Annotated in this window: 16 protein-coding genes; 4 read left to right on the plus strand and 12 right to left on the minus strand. The window is 64.7% G+C overall.

Annotated features, from left to right (window positions below):
- Positions 1-3: 3 nt before the first annotated feature.
- The 8 genes from ACIQT2_RS01370 to ACIQT2_RS01405 form a co-directional block, all read right to left on the minus strand.
- The gene (locus ACIQT2_RS01370) at positions 4-858 is read right to left on the minus strand and encodes a shikimate dehydrogenase family protein (RefSeq protein ID WP_402943123.1); all 855 of its coding nucleotides are present in this window, start codon (positions 856-858) and stop codon (positions 4-6) included.
- Positions 855-2576, minus strand: a complete 1722-nt coding sequence (gene mltG / locus ACIQT2_RS01375) for an endolytic transglycosylase MltG (protein WP_402942858.1) — start codon at positions 2574-2576, stop codon at positions 855-857. Before mltG ends, ACIQT2_RS01370 begins: the two co-directional genes overlap by 4 nt.
- Positions 2573-3163, minus strand: a complete 591-nt coding sequence (ruvX, locus tag ACIQT2_RS01380) for a Holliday junction resolvase RuvX (RefSeq protein ID WP_402942861.1) — start codon at positions 3161-3163, stop codon at positions 2573-2575. Before ruvX ends, mltG begins: the two co-directional genes overlap by 4 nt.
- Before the next feature lies 1 nt (position 3164).
- The gene (gene alaS / locus ACIQT2_RS01385; RefSeq protein ID WP_402942864.1) at positions 3165-5843 is read right to left on the minus strand and encodes an alanine--tRNA ligase; all 2679 of its coding nucleotides are present in this window, start codon (positions 5841-5843) and stop codon (positions 3165-3167) included.
- A gap of 114 nt (positions 5844-5957) precedes the next feature.
- Positions 5958-6182: a DUF6167 family protein gene (locus ACIQT2_RS01390; RefSeq protein ID WP_402942867.1), complete on the minus strand. Its 225-nt coding sequence runs from the start codon at positions 6180-6182 to the stop codon at positions 5958-5960.
- Between the two features lie 21 nt (positions 6183-6203).
- Positions 6204-6578, minus strand: coding sequence for a DUF948 domain-containing protein (locus tag ACIQT2_RS01395; RefSeq protein WP_402942870.1), 375 nt, complete (start codon positions 6576-6578; stop codon positions 6204-6206).
- 188 nt (positions 6579-6766) lie between these two features.
- Positions 6767-7387 (minus strand): 30S ribosomal protein S4, encoded by a 621-nt coding sequence (rpsD, locus tag ACIQT2_RS01400; RefSeq protein WP_387437188.1) that lies wholly within the window; start codon positions 7385-7387, stop codon positions 6767-6769.
- Between the two features lie 205 nt (positions 7388-7592).
- Positions 7593-9056, minus strand: a complete 1464-nt coding sequence (locus tag ACIQT2_RS01405; RefSeq protein WP_402942873.1) for a replication-associated recombination protein A — start codon at positions 9054-9056, stop codon at positions 7593-7595.
- 41 nt (positions 9057-9097) lie between these two features.
- On the opposite strand from ACIQT2_RS01405, the gene ACIQT2_RS01410 reads away from it, so the two are divergent.
- Entirely contained in the window at positions 9098-9778 is a 681-nt protein-coding gene (locus ACIQT2_RS01410) for an acVLRF1 family peptidyl-tRNA hydrolase (RefSeq protein WP_402942876.1), read from the plus strand.
- A gap of 3 nt (positions 9779-9781) precedes the next feature.
- Here the strand turns inward: ACIQT2_RS01410 and ACIQT2_RS01415 are convergent, their stop codons facing one another.
- The 3 genes from ACIQT2_RS01415 to hisS all read right to left on the minus strand — a co-directional run bounded on the left by ACIQT2_RS01415 (position 9782) and on the right by hisS (position 13867).
- On the minus strand, positions 9782-10558 hold the full coding sequence (locus ACIQT2_RS01415; RefSeq protein ID WP_402942879.1) for a GNAT family N-acetyltransferase: 777 nt from the start codon (positions 10556-10558) through the stop codon (positions 9782-9784).
- A 74-nt stretch (positions 10559-10632) separates the two neighbouring features.
- Positions 10633-12426, minus strand: coding sequence for an aspartate--tRNA ligase (gene aspS, locus ACIQT2_RS01420; protein ID WP_402942882.1), 1794 nt, complete (start codon positions 12424-12426; stop codon positions 10633-10635).
- Positions 12427-12520: 94 nt separating this feature from the next.
- Positions 12521-13867: a histidine--tRNA ligase gene (hisS, locus tag ACIQT2_RS01425; RefSeq protein WP_402942885.1), complete on the minus strand. Its 1347-nt coding sequence runs from the start codon at positions 13865-13867 to the stop codon at positions 12521-12523.
- Between the two features lie 207 nt (positions 13868-14074).
- On the opposite strand from hisS, the gene ACIQT2_RS01430 reads away from it, so the two are divergent.
- From ACIQT2_RS01430 to ACIQT2_RS01440, 3 genes are all read left to right on the plus strand, one after another.
- Entirely contained in the window at positions 14075-14869 is a 795-nt protein-coding gene (locus ACIQT2_RS01430; RefSeq protein ID WP_402942888.1) for a peptidylprolyl isomerase, read from the plus strand.
- Between the two features lie 67 nt (positions 14870-14936).
- Complete coding sequence (locus tag ACIQT2_RS01435; protein ID WP_402942891.1) at positions 14937-16412, plus strand: DUF349 domain-containing protein; 1476 nt, start codon at positions 14937-14939, stop codon at positions 16410-16412.
- Between the two features lie 93 nt (positions 16413-16505).
- Positions 16506-17105 (plus strand): hypothetical protein, encoded by a 600-nt coding sequence (locus tag ACIQT2_RS01440; protein WP_400331932.1) that lies wholly within the window; start codon positions 16506-16508, stop codon positions 17103-17105.
- Here ACIQT2_RS01440 and ACIQT2_RS01445 read toward each other — a convergent pair.
- The gene (locus tag ACIQT2_RS01445) at positions 17102-19492 is read right to left on the minus strand and encodes a RelA/SpoT family protein (protein ID WP_397321945.1); all 2391 of its coding nucleotides are present in this window, start codon (positions 19490-19492) and stop codon (positions 17102-17104) included. The two genes, ACIQT2_RS01440 and ACIQT2_RS01445, sit on opposite strands and share 4 nt — an antisense overlap.
- Between the last annotated feature and the right edge of the window lie 69 nt (positions 19493-19561).

Below are 19561 nucleotides of genomic sequence, written 5' to 3' on the forward strand. Positions count from 1 at the left end.
CCTCTAGAACACTCGCCGGGGAAGCCCGACTGAGTCGCACATCACATCTATGACGGCGGCATCCACGTCGCATCCGCTGAAAAGGCGGATCTGTTCTGCCGCTTGGTACATCAGCATTTCAAGCCCTGGAACCACGGCTCCGCCGTGCCCATGCCACACCTCGGCAAGGCGGCTCGGCCAGGGGTCGTAGGCGACGTCCAGCAGCACCCCTCCCCCGGTTCCGGGCTGGTCCGCCAACTCGTCCGCCAGGGCATCGGCGGCACGCGGCGGGAAGGTAGAGATCACCAGGTCGCTCGCGGCCACCGCTGTTGAGGCTTCCGTGAGCGGACGGACCGCAAGTGAAATCCCGACGGCGGCCGCAGCCGCTTGGGCTTCGACGGCACGGGAGACATCGCGGACGAAGACATCGACGTGTCCCGCTCCCATCTCCTGCACCGCTGCGATCGCGGCCGCGGAGGTTCCGCCACCGCCCAGGATGGCTGCGTGGGGCGTCGTTGCCAGACCGGCGTAACGGACAGCTTCAATAATGCCTGCGACGTCGGTGTTGTATCCGACACGGCGGACGGAACCGCCGTCGAGTTCAAATGCCACGGTATTGAGCACGCCCAAGTGGGCGGCCGCACCGCGGACCTCGTCCACCTCTGCCACCATTGCCGTCTTCAACGGCATGGTCACGGACAGACCGCACCACGAGCCATCTCCGCGGACCGTTTCCATGAACGCTGGAAGTGATTCCACCGTCACGTCAATCGCCGAATAGCCGATGTCCACACCGAGCTTCGCGTATGCGGCGGAATGCATCGCCGGAGACTTCGAATGTGAGATCGGATGGCCAAGGACAGCAGCCCGGCGGCTCACACACACCGTCCCGGATTGGCCGCGCACCAGGCGTTGTATTGCTCGACGTAGCCGCTGTGCTCCGCCAACGTCTTGGAGAACTTGGTCTCCTTGGTGTCCAGGTTGATGGTCACCCAGTACAGGTAGTCGTTGGCAGTGGGCTTGGCGGCGGCATCGATTGCGGTCTTGCCCGGCGAACCGATGGGGCCCGCAGGAAGTCCAACATTCGCATACGTGTTGTAGGTGTTGGACTTATCGGCCTTCTCTTCGTCCGTCAGGTGGAAGGACTTCTTGCCGAGGCCGTAGGTCACCGTGGCATCGGACTGGATGAGGCCGTTGGTTTCCTTGTTGTCGGGCTTGAGCCTGTTGTAGATGGCGCCGGCCACGTTTCCGTAATCGGCCTGGCCACCTTCTGCCTGGACGATGCTCGCGATGGTCACGACGTCGTACTGCTTGGCCTGGTCCGTGATGCCCTGCGCCTTGAGTTCGTCCAACGTGGCTGTGACGAGGGCCTGGATGATGTCCTTGCCGGACGTACCCAGCGGGAAACGGTACTCACCCGGCGCAAGGAAGCCTTCAAGGTTCTTCGCCTTGGCCGGCAGCCCGAATTGGCCGGGTGCCTGGTTGAACGCGTTGAGTTGCTGGAGCGGGATACCTGAACCCTTGGAGATCGCGTCGAGCGACTCGTTGATCCGCAGGCCTGCGCTCAAGGCGAAGTAGATGACCTTGGACGAATCCTTGTTGGAGAGGATTGCGACGGCATCGGAGTTCTTCATCTCCGTCTTGAACGTGAAGTCGCCCGGAGACAAGACACCGCCTTCAGCTGTGAAGGCCTTCACGAAGCTGTCGGCATCGGCCACCACCTTCTTCGACACCATGTCGGCGGCAACCTGCTTGGGCCCCGCACCTTCGGGCACCGTGACGGTGACTGAACCGGAGCCCGGCCCCGGATAGTCGGTCACCTTGTCCATGCCCAGGAGAGGCTTGAGGAACTGGGCGCCGATCACGATGGCGGCCACGAAGACGCCGAGGGTGATGAGCAGGGCGAGCACACGACGGCGGCGGCGCGCCTTGCGGACAGCTGCTTTGCTCACCGGGCTTTCCATGGCCGGAATCAGCTCATGGGCGTGATCGTCGGGATGGTGGTCATCGGGATGGGCTTCATGATGCTCGTCGTAGGCGTAGTGCGCATCGTGCCCGGCGTGGATGTCCCCGCCGTGGTGGGCCTCGTGGTCCGCAAAATCGTGGTGTCCATGGTCGGCGGCGTCGCTGTCCTGGCTGGGCTCTCCCTCAACATGGCCTGCATAGGCGGGAGCCACGACCGGCATATGCGTGGTGGCATCGTGAGGCTCAGGCTCCTCCGCAATGGACGGAGCCGCTTCGGGTGCAGGCGGAACAGGATTCGGCAGATCCGCGGGCTGTGCCTGTGGGGCGGGACGCGGCGCTGGCTCGGCTGCCGGCGGAGCAGGCTCCGCTGCCGGCGGGGTGGGCCGGGCTGCGGGAGGTGCCACGGAGGGACGCTGCGCAGCTGCGGCATTGGGGACCGCAGGTACAGGACGGGGAAGTTCGGGCTCCACTTCCGCCGAGGCGCCCGCCTCGCCTGGCGTGGCTTCGGGAACGGGCACCACGTTCTGGTTTTGCGTGGCAAGGAATCTTTCCCTTGCGCGCAACTCCTTGCGGGTCAGCGGCATGCCACCGCCCCCCGTACCGTTGGAGGGGTCGTTGTTGACCGGGCTCACAGTTGCAGTCCCCTCGTAGAAGAATCTGGATCACTGCCGGAGGCAGCCCGCAGCGTTGGGGCACTGCTGGGTGTTTCGGACTGCGCCCGCGCCTGCACGCGGCGGCCAACGTCCGTTCCTCTGGCTCTTTGCATGTCGATCGCGTGCTGGAGTATTCCAGCAGCAGCAACCTGATCAACCACTTTACGGTGGTTCTTGCTGCTCATGCCAGCTTCGTGCAGGTTGCGGTGCGCCGTCACGGTGGTCAAGCGCTCATCCACGAGGTTGACGGGAACATCCATTTCCGCCCGCAGCAAGGCCTCCGCCAACAGTTCGGCATACTCGGATGCCATTTGTGCCGATGCGCGCTCCTCGCCTTTCATGGTGCGCGGAAGGCCCACCACAATCTGGACGGCGCCGAGCTCAGCCGCCTGCTTCACCAGGACGCGGATGTCCGAGTTCTTCTTTGCGTCCCGTCCGACGGTCTTGAACGGGGTGGCAAGGATCCCGTCGGGGTCGCAGATGGCGAGCCCTACGCGGACGGTGCCGACGTCCACCCCCAGCTTGATGCCCCGGGGGTAGACGTCGCCGCTGCTACTGGAACCCACCTCAGCGCTTGGCTATCGCGTCCACTACCGCGGCGAGGGCCTCGGAGACCTTCGCAGCGTCAGTACCGCCGCCCTGGGCAACATCGTCCTTGCCGCCGCCGCCTCCGCCGAGGATTCCGGCTGCGAGGCGAACCAGGGCACCGGCCTTCACTCCGGCGTCACGGGCGGCCTCGTTGGTAGCCACCAGGACCACGGGGCGATCGTTGCTGACGCCTGCGACAGCCACCGTGGATGCCTCCGAACCCAGGCGGTTCCGGAGGTCAAGGGCGAGGTTGCGGAGATCGTCCGCGCCACCAACCTGGCCCGCGTCGTGGGCAATGACACGGACGCCCGCGGCGTCACGTGCGGTACCTGTCAGGCTTGCCGCGGCTGCAGCAAGCTGTTCCTTGCGCAGGCGGTCGAGTTCCTTCTCGGTGGCCTTGAGCTTGTTCAACGTGCTGGAGATACGGTCGGCCAACTGGCCGGACGGCACCTTCAGGAGTTCGGTCAGCTCGGTGACCAGCGCACGTTCGGCGGCCAGGTGGCGGAAGGCGTCCAGGCCCACGAAGGCCTCCACGCGACGGTTTCCGGAGCCAACGGACTGTTCTCCCAGGAGCGAAAGGCTGCCGATCAGCGAGGTATTGGACACGTGCGTGCCACCGCACAGCTCCCGCGACCAGGCGCCGTCGATCTCCACTACCCGCACTTCGCTGCCATAGTTTTCACCGAACAATGCCATGGCTCCGAGCGCCTTGGCCTCGGCCAGGCCCATCACCTTAGTGTCCACCCGGAAGTTGTTGCGGATGGCGATGTTGGAGACTTCCTCGATTTCCGAGCGAGTGGCGGAGCTCAGGCCTTCGCCCCAGGCGAAGTCGAAGCGAAGGTAGCCTGCCTTGTTGAAGGAGCCTCGCTGGGTGGCCTCCGGGCCGAGGATCTGGTGCAGGGCAGCGTGCACAATGTGCGTTCCCGTGTGGGCCTGCTCTGCGGCGTGGCGGCGTTCGCGGTCGACGGCGGCACGCACCAGCGCGTCGCCGGCAATCTCGCCTTCGCGGACGATTGCCTTGTGGACGCTCAGGCCCTTGACGGGCCGCTGGACGTCCAGGACCTCGACGACGAAACCGTCGCCGGTGATAAGGCCAGTGTCTGCCGACTGGCCACCGGCCTCGGCGTAGAACGGGGTCTCGTTGAGCACGAGTTCGATTTCGTCGCCCGTGGAGGCGTGGGCTACCCGCTTGCCGCCGCTGACGATGCCACGGACCCTGGACTCGCCCTCAAGCTCGTCGTAGCCGGTGAAGACTGTGTCGCCTTCGCCCAGCAGTTCCTGGTAAGCCGTGAGGTCCGCGTGACCGCCCTTCTTGCCCTTGGCGTCGGCCTGGGCACGCTGGCGCTGTTCGAGCATGAGTGCACGGAATCCGGCCTCGTCCACCTTGAGGCCGGCTTCCTCGGCCATTTCAAGGGTGAGGTCGATCGGGAAACCGTAGGTGTCGTGCAGGGTAAAGGCGTCGGCACCGGAGAGCGGAACACCGGCGGCCTTGGACTCCGCAACAGCATCTTCCAGGCGGGCGGTGCCGGAAGCGATGGTCCGGAGGAAGGCCTTTTCCTCGGCATAGGCAATGCGGCTGATGCGGGCAAAATCAGTCTCGACCACCGGGTAGACGCCCTTCATGGCGTCCCGGGAAACCGGCAGGAGCTCAGGGAGGCAGGCGTTCTCGACTCCAAGGAGGCGCATGGCCCGCACTGCGCGGCGGATCAGGCGGCGCAGGACGTATCCTCGGCCTTCGTTGGAGGGTGCCACGCCATCGGCGATCAGCATGAGGGCTGAACGGATATGGTCTGCCACAACACGCATGCGGACATCGTCAGTGTGGTGCGGATCTTCGTCGGTCTCGGCGGAGGTGTATTCCTTGCCGGACAGCTCGGCAGCCTTGTCGATGACGGGACGGACCTGGTCGGTCTCGTACATGTTCTCCACGCCCTGCAGGATCATTGCGAGGCGTTCCATGCCCAGGCCCGTGTCGATGTTCTTGTTGGGAAGTTCGCCAACAATGTCGAAGTCCACCTTGGAGCGGACGTTCTCGATCTGGTACTGCATGAACACGAGGTTCCAGATTTCGATGTAGCGGGTCTCGTCCGCGATGGGACCGCCCTCGATGCCGTACCCGGGACCGCGGTCATAGTAGATTTCCGAGCACGGACCGGCGGGTCCGGGCTGGCCGGTGTGCCAGTAGTTGTCGGACTTGCCCATCCGTTGGATGCGCTCGGCCGGGATGGCGGTGTTCTTGAGCCACAGTTCCTTGGCTTCATCGTCTTCTTCGTAGACGGTGACCCAGAGGCGTTCCGCCGGAAGCCCGTAGCCGCCGTCGTCCACGCTCTTGGTAAGGAGTTCGAAGGCGAACTTGATGGCGTCTTCCTTGAAGTAATCACCAAAGGAGAAGTTGCCGCACATCTGGAAGAACGTGCCGTGGCGAGCGGTTTTTCCGACTTCCTCGATGTCGCCGGTGCGGATGCACTTCTGGACGCTCGTGGCGCGGCTGTACGGCGGCTCTTCACGGGCAGTCAGGTAGGGAATGAACGGCACCATGCCGGCCACAGTGAAGAGAAGTGACGGGTCGCTGGAAACGAGCGACGCGGAGGGAACGGCTGTGTGGCCCTTACTGACAAAAAAGTCCACCCAGCGCTTGGTGATCTCCTGCGACTTCATTGGCTGATTACTTACCCTTCTCAATTCACTGCACACGTTGTGCGCGGTACCGGCTGATGCCGTTCCGCAGCTTTCCATTCTGCCCTGTTGCGGGCGCGGGGGCGAACCCGCCCGCTACCGACGGACGGCGTCTTCGATGCCCAACGCCGCCCGGAGGTCCTCTTCGCGCTCGTGCATGCCCGCCCGCACCGCGTCGGCAAAGTCGAACAGCCCGTCGGCCAGCCGGCCAACGGCGCGGTTCAGGCCATCAGGCCCGATGGAGGCCTGCGCCTCGTTGAACTTCTTGAAGGCGATGACGCCGATCGCGACGCCAATGCCCATCCAGACAACTCTCTTCATGTGTGATGCCCTCCCGGGGAATCAGCGGCTGCGCCGGCCGGACGATGGGGTGCTCTTCCTGGCGAACGCGGAGCGGACACCATAGCTGAACGCGGCAACCTTGATCAGCGGTGAACCAACCGTGGCCGCCACGAGCGAAGACAGTGCCGAAATGTTGGCGGAGGCATCGGAAACGTTCGACGCAATGCCGTCCACCTTCTTCAACTGCTCGTTGGTGGTGGACACCGTGGCCGTCACCTCGTCCATGAGGGGCGTGGCGCCGTCGCTGATGGAACGGATGGACGAGCGGACTTCGTCGAAAACTCCACCGAGCTTCAAGATCGGCACAGCCAGCAACAGAACCAGGAGCGCGAAGACTCCTGCCGCAATCAGGCCGGCGATGTCGCCACCAGACATAGAACTCAACTCCTAGGATCGTTGCGCTGCCCCGCCGGCCGTCTCCGGTTTGGCTGGGGCTTCCCCAAGTACCTTACAGACAAAAGGAGCCTCATCTCACCTGTGGAGGCAACACCGCCAACACCAGCCGCAAAGACAGAGAAGCCCGTGGCGTATGCCACGGGCTTCTCAGTGCGCTGCTGGAAAATTTAGCGAGCGTAGAATTCGACGACGAGCTGCTCTTCGCAGATCACGGGGACCTCGGAGCGCTTCGGGCGGCGAACCAGCTTTGCCTGCAGGGCGTCGATCTTGACATCCAGGTAAGCCGGGGTGGTGGCCAGGACGTGTGCACCGGCAGCTGCTGCCTGGAACGGTGCCATGACCTCGGAGCGGCTGTGGACGTGGATGAGCTGGCCTTCGCCGACGCGGAAGGACGGGCGGTCCACGCGGATGCCGTCAACCAGGATGTGGCGGTGCACAACCAGCTGGCGGGCCTGGGCGATGGTGCGGGCGAAGCCTGCACGGAGAACCAGGGCGTCAAGACGCATCTCGAGCAGTTCAACCAGGTTTTCACCGGTCAGGCCCTTGGTGCGGCGTGCTTCTTCGAAGGCACGGGTCATCTGGGCTTCGCGGATGCCGTACTGGGCGCGCAGGCGCTGCTTTTCGCGCAGACGAACGGCGTAGTCGGAGTCCTGCTTCTTGCGGGCACGGCCATGCTCACCGGGGCCGTACGGGCGGCGCTCCATGTACTTGGCGGCCTTGGGGGTCAGAGCGATGCCGAGTGCACGCGAGAGGCGTGCGGTACGGCGAGCACGAGTGTTGTTAGCCACTTGTGTCCTTCCAAATTACTGCGGTGTATCAGTGTTCCTGGCCTCCATCAGGGAGAGCATCGGCCAACCGCTGCCTCTTGCTACTGGCCCACGGCACAGTGCCATCGAAGGAAACTTCCATGGGATTGTGCGTCGGGTCATGCCAGACGAAGATCAATCCTACCACGGGGCCACGGCTCCACGGTCGCGGACCGGCACCAGGGAGCTACTGGCCGCGGATGATCTTGCGCAGCCGTTCGAGCCTTGGGGCAATGTCCCTTTCCGCGCCGTTGGTGGTGGGCACGTAGTAGTCCTTGCCCACCAGGTCGTCGGGCGGATACTGCTGGGTGGCCACACCGTGGGGCTCATCGTGGGCGTACTTATAGCTCTGGCCGTGGCCAAGCTGCTTGGCGCCGGGATAGTGGGCGTCGCGAAGGTGCATGGGAATACCACCGCCGAACCCTGCCCGGACATCGGCGATGGCCTTGTTGATGCCCATGTACGCAGCGTTGGATTTGGGTGCGGTTGCCAGGTGGACCACGGCTTCGGCCAGGATGATGCGGCCTTCCGGCATGCCGATCAATTGAACGGCCTGCGCAGCCGCGACGGCCGTCTGCAATGCGGTGGGATCGGCCATGCCAATGTCTTCGGCGGCGGAGATCACAATGCGGCGCGCCACGAACCTGGGATCTTCGCCGGCTTCGAGCATGCGTGCCAGGTAGTGCAGGGACGCATCCACGTCCGAACCCCTGATGGACTTGATGAAGGCGCTCGCCACGTCGTAATGCTGGTCGCCGGCCCGGTCATACCGGACGGCGGCCGCATCCACGGCGCGTTCGGTGTGGCGCAATTCCACGGGTACCGGCGCGTCCGGTGCGCCGTCGTCGGCAAGGCCCGGCTCGCCGTCGTGCGTTTCTTCGCCTTCGACGGCGGCGCTGTCACCGAAAGCGACACCTGCGGCAGCTTCCAGCGCGGTCAGTGCCCGCCGCGCGTCCCCACCCGACAAGCGCACCAGGTGCTCCAAGGCTTCCTGGCTGAGCTCCACCCGCCCGCCGAGTCCACGCGCATCCAGGACCGCCCGCTGCAGCAGCCCCGAAATGTCCTCATCGGTCAGTGGCCTGAGCGTCAGCAGCAACGAGCGCGACAGCAAGGGCGACACCACGGAGAAGGAGGGATTCTCCGTCGTGGCCGCCACCAGCACCACCCACCGGTTTTCGACACCGGGAAGCAGGGCATCCTGTTGGGCCTTGTTGAACCGGTGGATCTCGTCCAGGAACAGGACCGTGGTCTTCTTGTAGAGGTCCCGGGCAGTCAGGGCCTCATCCATCACCCGCCGCACGTCCTTCACGCCCGCCGTAATGGCGGACAACTCCACGAACTTCCGGCCCGGTCCCCTGGCAATCACATGCGCGAGAGTCGTCTTGCCGGTACCCGGCGGACCCCACAGGATTACCGAGCTCGGCCCCGCAGGACCGGCTGCCTCCGCCCCCGCCGCCAACTGCCGCAGCGGTGAGCCTTGACCGAGGAGGTGCTGTTGTCCCACCACGTCATCCAGGGTCCGGGGACGCATGCGGACCGCCAACGGGCTGCGCTGCGAAGCCATCCACCCCGCATCGGAGACTCCCCCGGCTGCGGGCACGTCCTCCGACTCGTCGTCGTTGACTGCGCCGGCACCAAAGAGATCTTCCACATGGATAGGCTACTCATAGTTCCAGCAAAGGAGACATTGACGTGGACCGGCCCGTAACCAGCCCGCACCACCAAGGACCCCGCGCCGCCAGCCGGACGGCCTTGGTTCCTGCCGCGCGGCTCAAGGGCTGGGTGGACCGCTTTGCTGCCAGCCACGGGTCCGCGGCCGAGGATTTCGACGGCGACGCCCTGGTCCTGCGCGCGGCCGACGGCACCACGGCTGCGCTCAGGCCGCCATGGCCGATCGACGGGCGGCCGGGGCGCGGCGCCACTGAACTGGAGCGCCTGGCCTCCCTGGCTGCCCAGGAACGCGGGCTGGGGCTTGTCCTGGTGCGACGTGGCGGCTTTGCCATTGCCGCAGCCAGCGGCGGCAAGATCCTCGCGTCGAAGAGCGGCAACCGCTATGTCCAGTCCCGGACGTCGGCAGGAGGGCAGTCACAACAAAGGTTTGCCAGGCGGCGATCCAACCAGGCAGACGCTTTGGTGGAGACTGCAGCCGACCATGTGGGCCGGATCTTTGCTTCACACCTGATCGAATACATCATCCCCGGAGGGGACCGCGCCTTGGTGGAGCAAGTCCTTAAGGCCCCGGTCGCGCAGGCCTGGGCCCAACGGACCCGGCTGGCCTTCCTCGATGTTCAGGAACCGAAGACGGCAATCCTGCCCAAAGCTGCTTCCGATGCATGTTCCATCCGCATCACCGTCACTGACCCACCAGGCTGATTTCTAGCAGCCTGACCTTGCCCGCTGCAGCGGTGCCTGCCGATACAAATAGCTGCCGTAGTCCCTGAAGCCTGCCAGTCGGTACAGGCTCTGCGCAGCATGATTTGCCGCCGTGACAAGCAGCCAGAATCCTTTGAGGTCCTCACGGGCACCCTCGTTCAGCAGGGCGTCCAGCACCTCACTTGCGTAGCCCCGCCTGCGGTGCGCTTCCGACGTCGCCATGCCATAAATGCCACCCCAGCCACCCGCCAAAGCAAGACGCCCGACGGCGGCCGGCTGGCCGGCGTCGTCCCTCACGAGGGCGTAGACGGAAGGACAGCCGGTCAGGATCCTGCGCGCGACCTCCAGTTCAGGTTCACCGCCGCGGCCGTCCACCGACCACCACAGCCTCAGCCATTCCTCCGATGGGGAACGCGACAACTCCACGCGGCCGTCACCGCAGGACGGCAGGCCCGACGTGCCGCGCACCATGATCTGCGTGGCGGACTGCCGGGTGAAGCGCAAGCCATCCAGGACGTCATTGAGGCCCGCGCTGCGGGCGTCGTCGAACACCTGGAAGATCAGCGGGAGGCGGCGGCGACGGTACCACTCGGAGGCATCACGGACGGCCGCGGCCAGCGCCGCGCCGTCCGCGCCAGCGGACAATCCGCGTGGCCACACTGAATTGGCCCGCTGCGTCACGCCCTCAGACGCCCTCAGCACCCAAGCACCAGATTCTTCCCGGTCCAAGGACGGCCAGGCCTCGTCCATGAGGGCTTCGATCGAGGACTGGTCCAGCATGAAGGGGGCCACCTTTCACTGACGGCGGGAACGCCGAAGGCCCCCCGCGGACGGGGAGCCTTCGAAGGGGAACTTTACTCGGACTTGGTCTCCGGCTTTGCGGCGGGCTTGGCCTCCGGCTTGAAGTCCACTCCGGCTTCCTTGCGCTGCTGCGCCGTGATCGGAGCAGGCGCTGCGGTCAGCGGGTCAAAGCCGTTGCCGGTCTTGGGGAAGGCGATGACGTCGCGGATGGACTCGACCCCGGCCAGCAGGGCCACCACGCGATCCCAGCCAAGGGCGATGCCGCCGTGCGGAGGGGCGCCGTACTTGAAGCCCTCGAGCAGGAAGCCGAACTTGGTCTCGGCATCTTCCTTGTCCAGGCCCATCAGCTTGAACACGCGCTCCTGGACATCGGCCTGGTGGATACGGATGGAACCGCCACCGATCTCATTGCCGTTGCACACAATGTCGTAGGCGTAGGACAACGCCGATTCCGGATCCTGGTCGAAGGTGTCCAGGAACTCAGGCTTGGGCGAGGTGAACGCGTGGTGCACAGCCGTCCACTGGCCGGCGCCAACCGCGACATCCCCGGACGCCACAGCCGCGGCAGCAGGCTCAAACATGGGGGCGTCAACAATCCAGACAAACGCCCAGTCGTTCGGGTCGATCAGGCCGGTACGGTGGCCGATCTCCACGCGGGCTGCGCCGAGCAGTGCACGTGAAGCGGACTTCTCGCCCGCTGCGAAGAAAATGCAGTCCCCCGGCTTGGCGCCCACGGCATCCGCCAGGCCTGCGCGTTCCTGCTCGGTGAGGTTCTTGGCAACGGGACCGGCCAACTCGCCGTCTTCCTTGAAGAGGACGTAAGCCAGTCCCTTGGCACCGCGCTGCTTGGCCCATTCCTGCCAGGCATCCAGGGCGCGGCGGGCTTGGGACGCACCACCGGGCATGATCACGGCGCCCACGTAAGGAGCCTTGAACACACCGAAGTTGGTGTCCTTGAAGAATTCCGTCAGCTCGGTCAGCTCAAGGCCGAAGCGCAGGTCCGGCTTGTCCGAACCGTACCGGGCCATGGCGTCGAGGTAGGTCATGCGGCGGATGGGCGTGGGGACTTCGACGTCGATCAGCTGCCAGAGGGCCTTGACGATGCCTTCGCCCAGGTCGATGATGTCGTCCTGGTCCACGAAGCTGGCTTCGATGTCCAGCTGGGTGAACTCAGGCTGGCGGTCCGCGCGGAAGTCTTCATCGCGGTAGCAACGGGCGATCTGGTAGTACTTCTCGAAGCCGCCCACCTGGAGGAGCTGCTTGAAAAGCTGCGGTGACTGCGGCAGGGCGTACCAGGAACCCGGGGCCAGGCGTGCCGGCACCACGAAGTCGCGGGCGCCTTCCGGCGTCGAACGCGTCAGCGTGGGCGTTTCGATCTCGACGTAACCACGCTGGTGCAGCAGTTCACGGGCTACGCGGTTGGCCTCGGAGCGGAGGCGGATGTTGCGGGCCGGGCCCGGGCGGCGGAGGTCCAGGTAGCGGTGCTTGAGGCGTGCCTCCTCGCCAACTTCCACGTGCTCGTCAATTTGGAACGGCAAAGGATCGGAAGTGTTGAGAATCACCACTTTGTCCGCGATGACCTCAATGTCGCCGGTGGCCAGGGCGGGGTTCTCGTTGCCTTCGGGACGCTTGTTGACGGTACCGGTCACCTGCAGGACGTATTCGTTGCGCAGGCCGTGGAAGACCTCTTCCTCGCGGACAACCACCTGGGCGACACCGGAGGCATCACGCAGGTCAACGAATGCCACGCCACCGTGATCGCGGCGGCGGCCTACCCAGCCGGCCAGGGTAACGGTTTGTCCAATGTGCTCGGAACGGAGTGATCCGAGGTCATGTGTGCGCAGCACAGCATTCCTTTCAGCGTGAATTTTGAGGGATGTCCGCAAGGACGATCCCGTCCGAGTTTACCCGCCCCGGCCGCGGCCCCCGCTACGGGGGAAGTCAGGCGGTGGTGACCCGGACGTACAGGTCCTCGTCCGACGGAGTCCAGGTGGCCGGATCCGCATCCACCTGCTCGCCCGAACGGATGTCCTTGACCTGGTGCTTGCCATCCTCGTCGGTGAACCACACGAACGGAATGCCACGACGGTCCGCGAACTTGATCTGCTTGCCGAACTTTTCGGCCTTCGCGGCGACTTCCGTGGCGATGCCGCGGCTGCGCAACTGCGCAGCGACGTCCTGTGCTGCGGACCAGCTGTCATCGTGGTTCAAGGCAACCAGGACCGCAGTTGGCACGGAACGGGATGCCGTGGCGAACTCCTGGCTCAGGATCCGCGAGACAAGGCGGGTCACGCCAATGGAAAGGCCAACGCCGGGGAACTTGCGGTTGCCCTTGCTGGCCAGGGCGTCGTAACGTCCGCCCGAGCAAATGGAACCCAGCTGCTCGTGGCCAACCAGGACGGTCTCCACCACCGTGCCGGTGTAATAGTCCAGGCCGCGGGCGATGCTGAGGTCTGCGAGCACCTTGCCGGGGGCACGCAGCACTGCTGCCTCAATGACCTGCTCGAGCTCGCTCAGGCCTTCGTCAAGAAGGTCGTCCTTGACACCGAGAGCCTTGACCTGGGCCACGAAGGACGTGTCCTCGGTGCGGATCGTGGCAAGCTGCAACGCCAGGCCGGCCTGCTCGTCCGTGGCCCCTAGCTCGCTCTTGAGCAACTCCGCCACCTTGTCGGCACCGATCTTCTCCAGCTTGTCGATGCTGCGCAGCACCCCCGCAGTGTCCGTGAGGCCGATGCCGCGGTAGAAACCTTCCGCCAGCTTGCGGTTGTTCACGCGGAGCCGGAACTCCGGAATCGGAAGTGCGCTCAGGGCTTCGGCAATGACCAGGGCGATTTCCACGTCGTAGCGGAACGGCAGCTCACCGTCGCCCACAACGTCAATATCGGCCTGCGTGAATTCCCGGGCACGGCCCTCCTGCGGGCGTTCTCCGCGCCACACCTTTTGGATCTGGTAGCGGCGGAAGGGGAAGGCAAGGTAGCCGGCGTTCTCCACGACGTACCGCGCGAACGGCACCGTCAGGTCGAAGTGCAGTGCAAGCGCGTTCGGATCCGAGCGATCAGCTTTCGCCGGTTCGCCTTCGTCATCCTGGAGCCGGCTCAATCCATAGACTTCCTTGTCGATTTCGCCCTTGCGCAGCAGTTGGCCAACCGTTTCCACCGCGCGGGTCTCAATTGATGAGAAACCGTGCAGCTCGAAGGTCTTGCGGAGGGTATCCAGGACATGGAGTTCCACCAACCGCTCCTGGGGAAGCCACTCGGGGAATCCGGACAGGGAGGCGGTACGTGCCATGGTGGAAATGTCTCCTCGAAGAAAGCCGACCCGGAATTCAATGCAGCGACAATAAACATCCAATCAGCGTTTATTGGGCAGGAGTCCAGACGGTCATGCATAAACTATGTGCGGCAGCCAGTTTATGCTTTCCTCGCGTGCACTTCTAATGCAGCATGCCCGGATCCCCTCGGCCGCCCTGGTACACGGACATTAACAGGAGGACTCTTGGCAACGAAGTCGCGCGATGAACGCGAGGCCAGACGACGCATCCGGCAAATGGAAGCCAAGCGTGCCCTGCGGCAGGAACAGGGCAAGCGGCGCAAGCGGGACAATACCCTTGCCATCACCGCAGCCATCGTGGCCTTGGTCCTGGCCGTGGTGCTCCAGTTGACGGTGTTCAGCTCCAATCCAACTGAGGAGGAGTATGCAGCGGCCCAGGCCGGGCTCAGTTCACCGTCCGCCTCGCCCGCAGCCACCAACAGCGCGGACGTTCCCAGCGCGGACACAGCCGCGGGGAAAACCTTCACGGGAGAACTCACCCTGAACAGCGGCGTGGTGGGAGTCCAGATCGATGGAACCACCGCTCCACAGGCTGCTGCCGTCCTCAAGTCGCTCAGCGATTCCGGCTATTACGCTGGTGCCTTCTGCCACCGGTTGACAACCTCGGATACTTTTGGGCTGCTGCAGTGCGGGGCCAAGGCCGAGGACGGTTCCGATGACCCCAACTACCGGTGGGGACCGCTGGAAAACACGCCGGCCGACAACAAATACCCCGCGGGCACCATTGCCGTCGCACGCAGCGGCAACAACGCCTACGGAAACGGCCACCAGTTCTTTATCGTCTACAAGGACACCCTGATCCCTTCGGACTCTGCCGGCGGCTACACCATAGTGGGGAAGGTAACGAGTGGCCTGGATGTGGTCACCAAGATCGCAGCGGCCGGGCTGAAGGCCGGTGCCGCCAACAACGACGGCGCCCCTGTGGCACCTGTCACGATAGACTCTTTTTCACTGAAGTAACCGACTCCCGGCCCCGGCCTGGGGTGCATGACCTTTAGCAGTCCCTCCAAGCGAAAGACTTTTAGCGGTGACAGACAGTCAGAAATCCGACGAAACAGCAGCAGTGACCAACCAGGAAGCCGTCGAGGCGACCGAGGGCAGCGGCCAGGAAGAGACGCCGGGCGTCGAAACCACGACGCCGGAAGCCAAGCCTGTTGCACCCCGCCCGGCTCCCTCGCCCGCTGCCTTCGCAGCGCGTCCCAAGGCTCCCGCCGCCGTCGTACCTGCCGCGCCGGCAGTGTCCGCAGCGTCCCTCGCCGAAGCCGCCAAGTGGGGCCGCGCCGAAGGCGACGGCCATGTGTTCCTCACCCTGGACGGTGAAGAACTCGCCGTAGGCCAATACCCCGGCGTCAGCCCTGATGAGGCCCTGGGGTACTTCGCCCGGAAGTTCGACGACGTGATCGCCCAGGTGGTGCTCCTGGAACACCGCGTGGAATCCAAGGCACCGGCCACGGACATGCAGAAGACCGTCGCCCATCTGCGGGAACAACTGGCTGAACGGAACATGGTGGGCGATATCCGCTCAGCCGAGGCGCGCCTGGACTCGCTCTCCACCCAGATCGTGGAGCTGGAAAAATCGGAGAAGGCGGCGCACGACGCCGTCCGGGCCAGCGAACTCGCAGCCCGCGAAGCGATCGTCGCCGAAGCCGAGTCCATCGCCGGACAGGATCCCGCGCAGATCCAGTGGAAGACCTCGAGCGCCCGCATGAACGAGCTCTTTGAGACCTGGAAGGCGGCGCAGAAGAGCGGCGTCCGCCTGGGACGCAGCAACGAAGACGCACTGTGGAAGCGCTTCCGGTCGGCACGCACGGTCTTCGACCGCCACCGCCGCGCCTACTTCTCGCAGCTGGACAGCAACAACTCGGCAGCGAAGGCCGCCAAGGAGGCACTGATCACCGAGGCCGAGGGACTCTCCTCGTCAACGGACTGGGGCTATGCCGCAGGCGAATACCGCCGGCTCATGGACCAGTGGAAGGCCACTCCCCGCGCCAGCCGCAAAGACGACGACGCGCTCTGGGCCCGGTTCCGTGCAGCGCAGGACGTCTTCTTCAGCAACCGGCAGGCGGCCAACGACCAGATCGACCAGGAATACACCGCCAACCTGGCTGTCAAGGAAGAGCTGGTGGCCGAGGCCCAGGCCCTCCTGCCGATCAATGACCTGAGCGCTGCCAAGAAGGCCCTCCAGTCCATCCGTGACCGGTGGGAGGACGCCGGGAAGGTGCCGCGTGCGGACATGGGACGCATCGAGGCCGGCCTGCGCAAGGTAGAGGACGCTGTCCGGGAAGCCGAAGAAGAGAAGTGGCGCCGGAGCAACCCGGAGACCAAGGCCCGCACCAACAGTGCACTCTCGCAGCTTGAGTCGGCCATCGCCAGCCTCAAGGATGACCTGGAGAAAGCTGAGAAAGCAGGCGACCAGCGACGCATCAAGGCCGCCCGCGAAGCCCTCGAAGCACGCCAGGCCTGGCTGGACCAGATCCAGCGCTCGGCAAGCGACCTCGCGTAGGATTTTTTCCACGAAGGCAGGCCCCGTCCCGGTTATCCACATAGCCGGGTCGGGGCCTGTACTCGTTTTCGGGGTTCGGGAAATGATCGATGGATGGTCTCCGCTGTCACCACCGCGCATCTGCAAGAACCCGTACTCCATGAGCTCTACTCCGCGCCACGCATCTTCACCTGGCCCGAACTCCAGAGCATGGCATCGGATGGCATCCTGTCGCCGCTGTACGGAAAAAGCTACGCAGCGCCCGGATCCGCGGTCACCCCGCGTCTGAGAGCCCGGGCTGCCGCGCTGGCCGTTCCGGAACGCATGCGGACCAAAGTGGTGGCCGGCAGGCTGACGGCGGCATGGATCTATGGCTGTGCCAGGCCACCCAGGAGCCTGACGCTGCTGGTTGACGCCAAGCACCGCATCTCCAGCATCCGCGGTGCCCGTGGCTGCAGCCTGCACGAGGTCCGGCTCGGCCAGTTTGACGTCGTCAGCCTTGGCGGGTTGCTCGTCAGCAGCCCCTTGCGGACCGCAGCGGACATCGCCTTGCACGTCGAAGCCGAGCATGCGCTTCCGGCGTTGTCTTCACTCCTGGAAAAACCGGACCTTGGAGTCCGGCTCCGCCTGGTAACCCTGGCCGTGCAGGCTGCCCCGCGGGTACCGCACAAGAAGCGCGCCCTCGCCACCTTGGCCCGGTTACAGGATGGCTAGCTTCGGCGGCGGTTGCCCGTGGTCCGGTAGACGTCAAAGACTCCGTCGATGCGGCGTACGGCACTCAGGACGTGATGCAGATACTTCGGATCACCCATCTCGAAGGCAAACTTGGAAATGGCCACCCTGTCGCTGGACGTGTGGACCGATGCCGCAAGGATGTTCACGTGGTTGTCCGAAAGAACCCTGGTGACATCGGAGAGCAGGGACTTGCGGTCCAACGCCTCAACCTGGATCTCCACCAGGAAGACACTCGACTGCGTCGGAGCCCATTCCACTTCCACGATCCGGTCCGGCTGGTCCCGAAGGCCTGCGACATTCGTACAGTCGGTCCTGTGAACCGACACTCCGGAACCCCGGGTCACGAAGCCCAGGATCGGATCCGGCGGGACGGGCGTACAGCACCGGGCAAGCTTGACCCACACATCGCCCACGCCGCGCACAATGACGCCGGAATCGGAGAACTTGGATTTGGCCACCTGCGTCGGAATGCTGACCTCGTCAAGGTCCTCATCAGGCGTCTCATGGCCACCCAGCTGCTCCATGAGCTTTTCCATGACCGACTGTGCAGACGTGTGGCCGTCTCCTACACCCGCGTACAGGCCGGAAATATCCACGTAATGGAAGTCCTCGGCCACGGACGACAAGGCGTCATGGGTCATGAGGCGCTGCAGTGGCAGGTTTTGTTTGCGCATCGCCCGCGTCAGCATGTCCTTGCCGCGGTCAATGGCCTCTTCGCGGCGTTCCTTGCTGAACCATTGGCGGATCTTGTTGCGGGCACGCGCCGACTTGACGAAATGCTGCCAGTCCTGGCTGGGGCCGGCACCCTCTGCCTTGGAGGTGAAGATCTCTACCCAGTCGCCATGGTTCAGTTCGCTGTTGAGGGGTACCAGCTTGCCGTTGACCCGGGCGCCGATGGTGCGGTGTCCCACTTCGGTGTGGACGGCGTAGGCGAAGTCCACGGGCGTGGATCCCGCCGGAAGCGCCATGACTTCGCCCTTGGGCGTGAACACGAACACTTCCCGGGCGTTGATCTCGTAACGCAGCGAATCGAGGAACTCGCCGGGATCGGAAGTTTCCTGCTGCCAGTCAACCAATGACCGCAGCCAACCCATGTCACCGTCACGCGGGCTTCCCGGACCAACGGCCGTGCGGTTGGGCTGGTCTTTGTACTTCCAGTGCGCCGCTACACCGTATTCCGCCCGGCGGTGCATCTCGTGGGTCCGGATCTGGATCTCAACGGGCTTGCCGCCAGGACCGATCACGGTGGTATGCAGTGACTGGTACATGTTGAACTTGGGCATCGCGATGTAGTCCTTGAACCGCCCCGGGAGCGGGTTCCAACGCGAGTGCAGGGTGCCCAGGGCTGCGTAACAGTCCCGGACCGAATCCACCAGGACACGGACGCCCATGAGGTCGTTGATGTCGTCAAAGTCCTTATCCCGGACGATCATCTTCTGGTAGATGGAGTAGTAATGCTTGGGGCGACCGGTGATGGTCGCCTTGATCCGCGCGGTGCGAAGGTCATCGGCAATCTGGTTGCGGATGACGCTGAGGCTCTTCTCACGCTCCGGCGTCCGGTCCCCCACCATCCGCACGATTTCCTCGTACACCTTGGGGTACAGGGCGGCGAAGGACAAGTCCTCGAGCTCCCATTTGATGGTGTTCATGCCCAGGCGGTGGGCCAGCGGAGCAAAGATCTCCAGGGTTTCGCGCGCCTTGCGGGAGGAGGATTCAGCGGACACGAACCGCCAGGTACGGGCGTTGTGGAGCCGGTCCGCCAGCTTGATCATCAGGACACGGATGTCCTTGGCCATGGCCACGACCATCTTGCGGACCGTCTCGGACTGGGCCGCCTCGCCGAAGCTGACCTTGTCCAACTTGGTGACGCCATCCACCAGCATGGCTACTTCCGGCCCAAAGTCCCGCGTCAGATCGGCGAGCGTGTACGGAGTGTCCTCCACAGTGTCATGCAGCAGGGCTGCCGCCAGCGTGGTACCGGTCATGCCGAGCTCCGCCAGAATGGTGGCGACGGCTACGGGATGGGTGATGTACGGATCGCCGCTCTTGCGCTTTTGCCCTTGGTGGCTGCGTTCCGCAACGGCGAAAGCGCGCTGGATGAGGTCGAAGTCCTCTTTGGGGTTGTTGGCCCGGACGGTCCGCAGCAACGGCTCCAGGATGGGCGAGTATGGTGCCACTCCCCTGCCGGTCAGGCGGGCCAGGCGGGAGCGCGTGCGTTCGCGTCGTCCAGGGAAGGTTGGGCGTGGCCCGGGGGCATCAACCGGGACAGCAGCAGTCCGTCCAGCCACGCTTGTTGCTGGAACAGCCACCCCGCTGTGACCGTCTTCCCCGCCCGCCGGTGGTGCCGACGTCGCACGTTCTTCCACAGAAGTACCCCTCACGACCGATTTAATTCTCCCAGTCTATTCCCGGAAGCGAATGCTTCCGCAACCCGG

The sequence above is a fragment of the Paenarthrobacter sp. NPDC090522 genome, from assembly GCF_044769225.1.
Lineage (GTDB): Bacteria > Actinomycetota > Actinomycetes > Actinomycetales > Micrococcaceae > Arthrobacter.

Coding starts and splice junctions, on each gene's coding strand:
- hisS (WP_402942885.1), bottom strand. CDS start 13,867: ATGGCACGTACCGCCTCCCTGTCCGGATTCCCCGAGTGGCTTCCCCAG.
- ACIQT2_RS01440 (WP_400331932.1), top strand. CDS start 16,506: ATGGTCTCCGCTGTCACCACCGCGCATCTGCAAGAACCCGTACTCCAT.
- ACIQT2_RS01415 (WP_402942879.1), bottom strand. CDS start 10,558: ATGCTGGACCAGTCCTCGATCGAAGCCCTCATGGACGAGGCCTGGCCG.
- ACIQT2_RS01390 (WP_402942867.1), bottom strand. CDS start 6,182: ATGAAGAGAGTTGTCTGGATGGGCATTGGCGTCGCGATCGGCGTCATC.
- alaS (WP_402942864.1), bottom strand. CDS start 5,843: ATGAAGTCGCAGGAGATCACCAAGCGCTGGGTGGACTTTTTTGTCAGT.
- ACIQT2_RS01395 (WP_402942870.1), bottom strand. CDS start 6,578: ATGTCTGGTGGCGACATCGCCGGCCTGATTGCGGCAGGAGTCTTCGCG.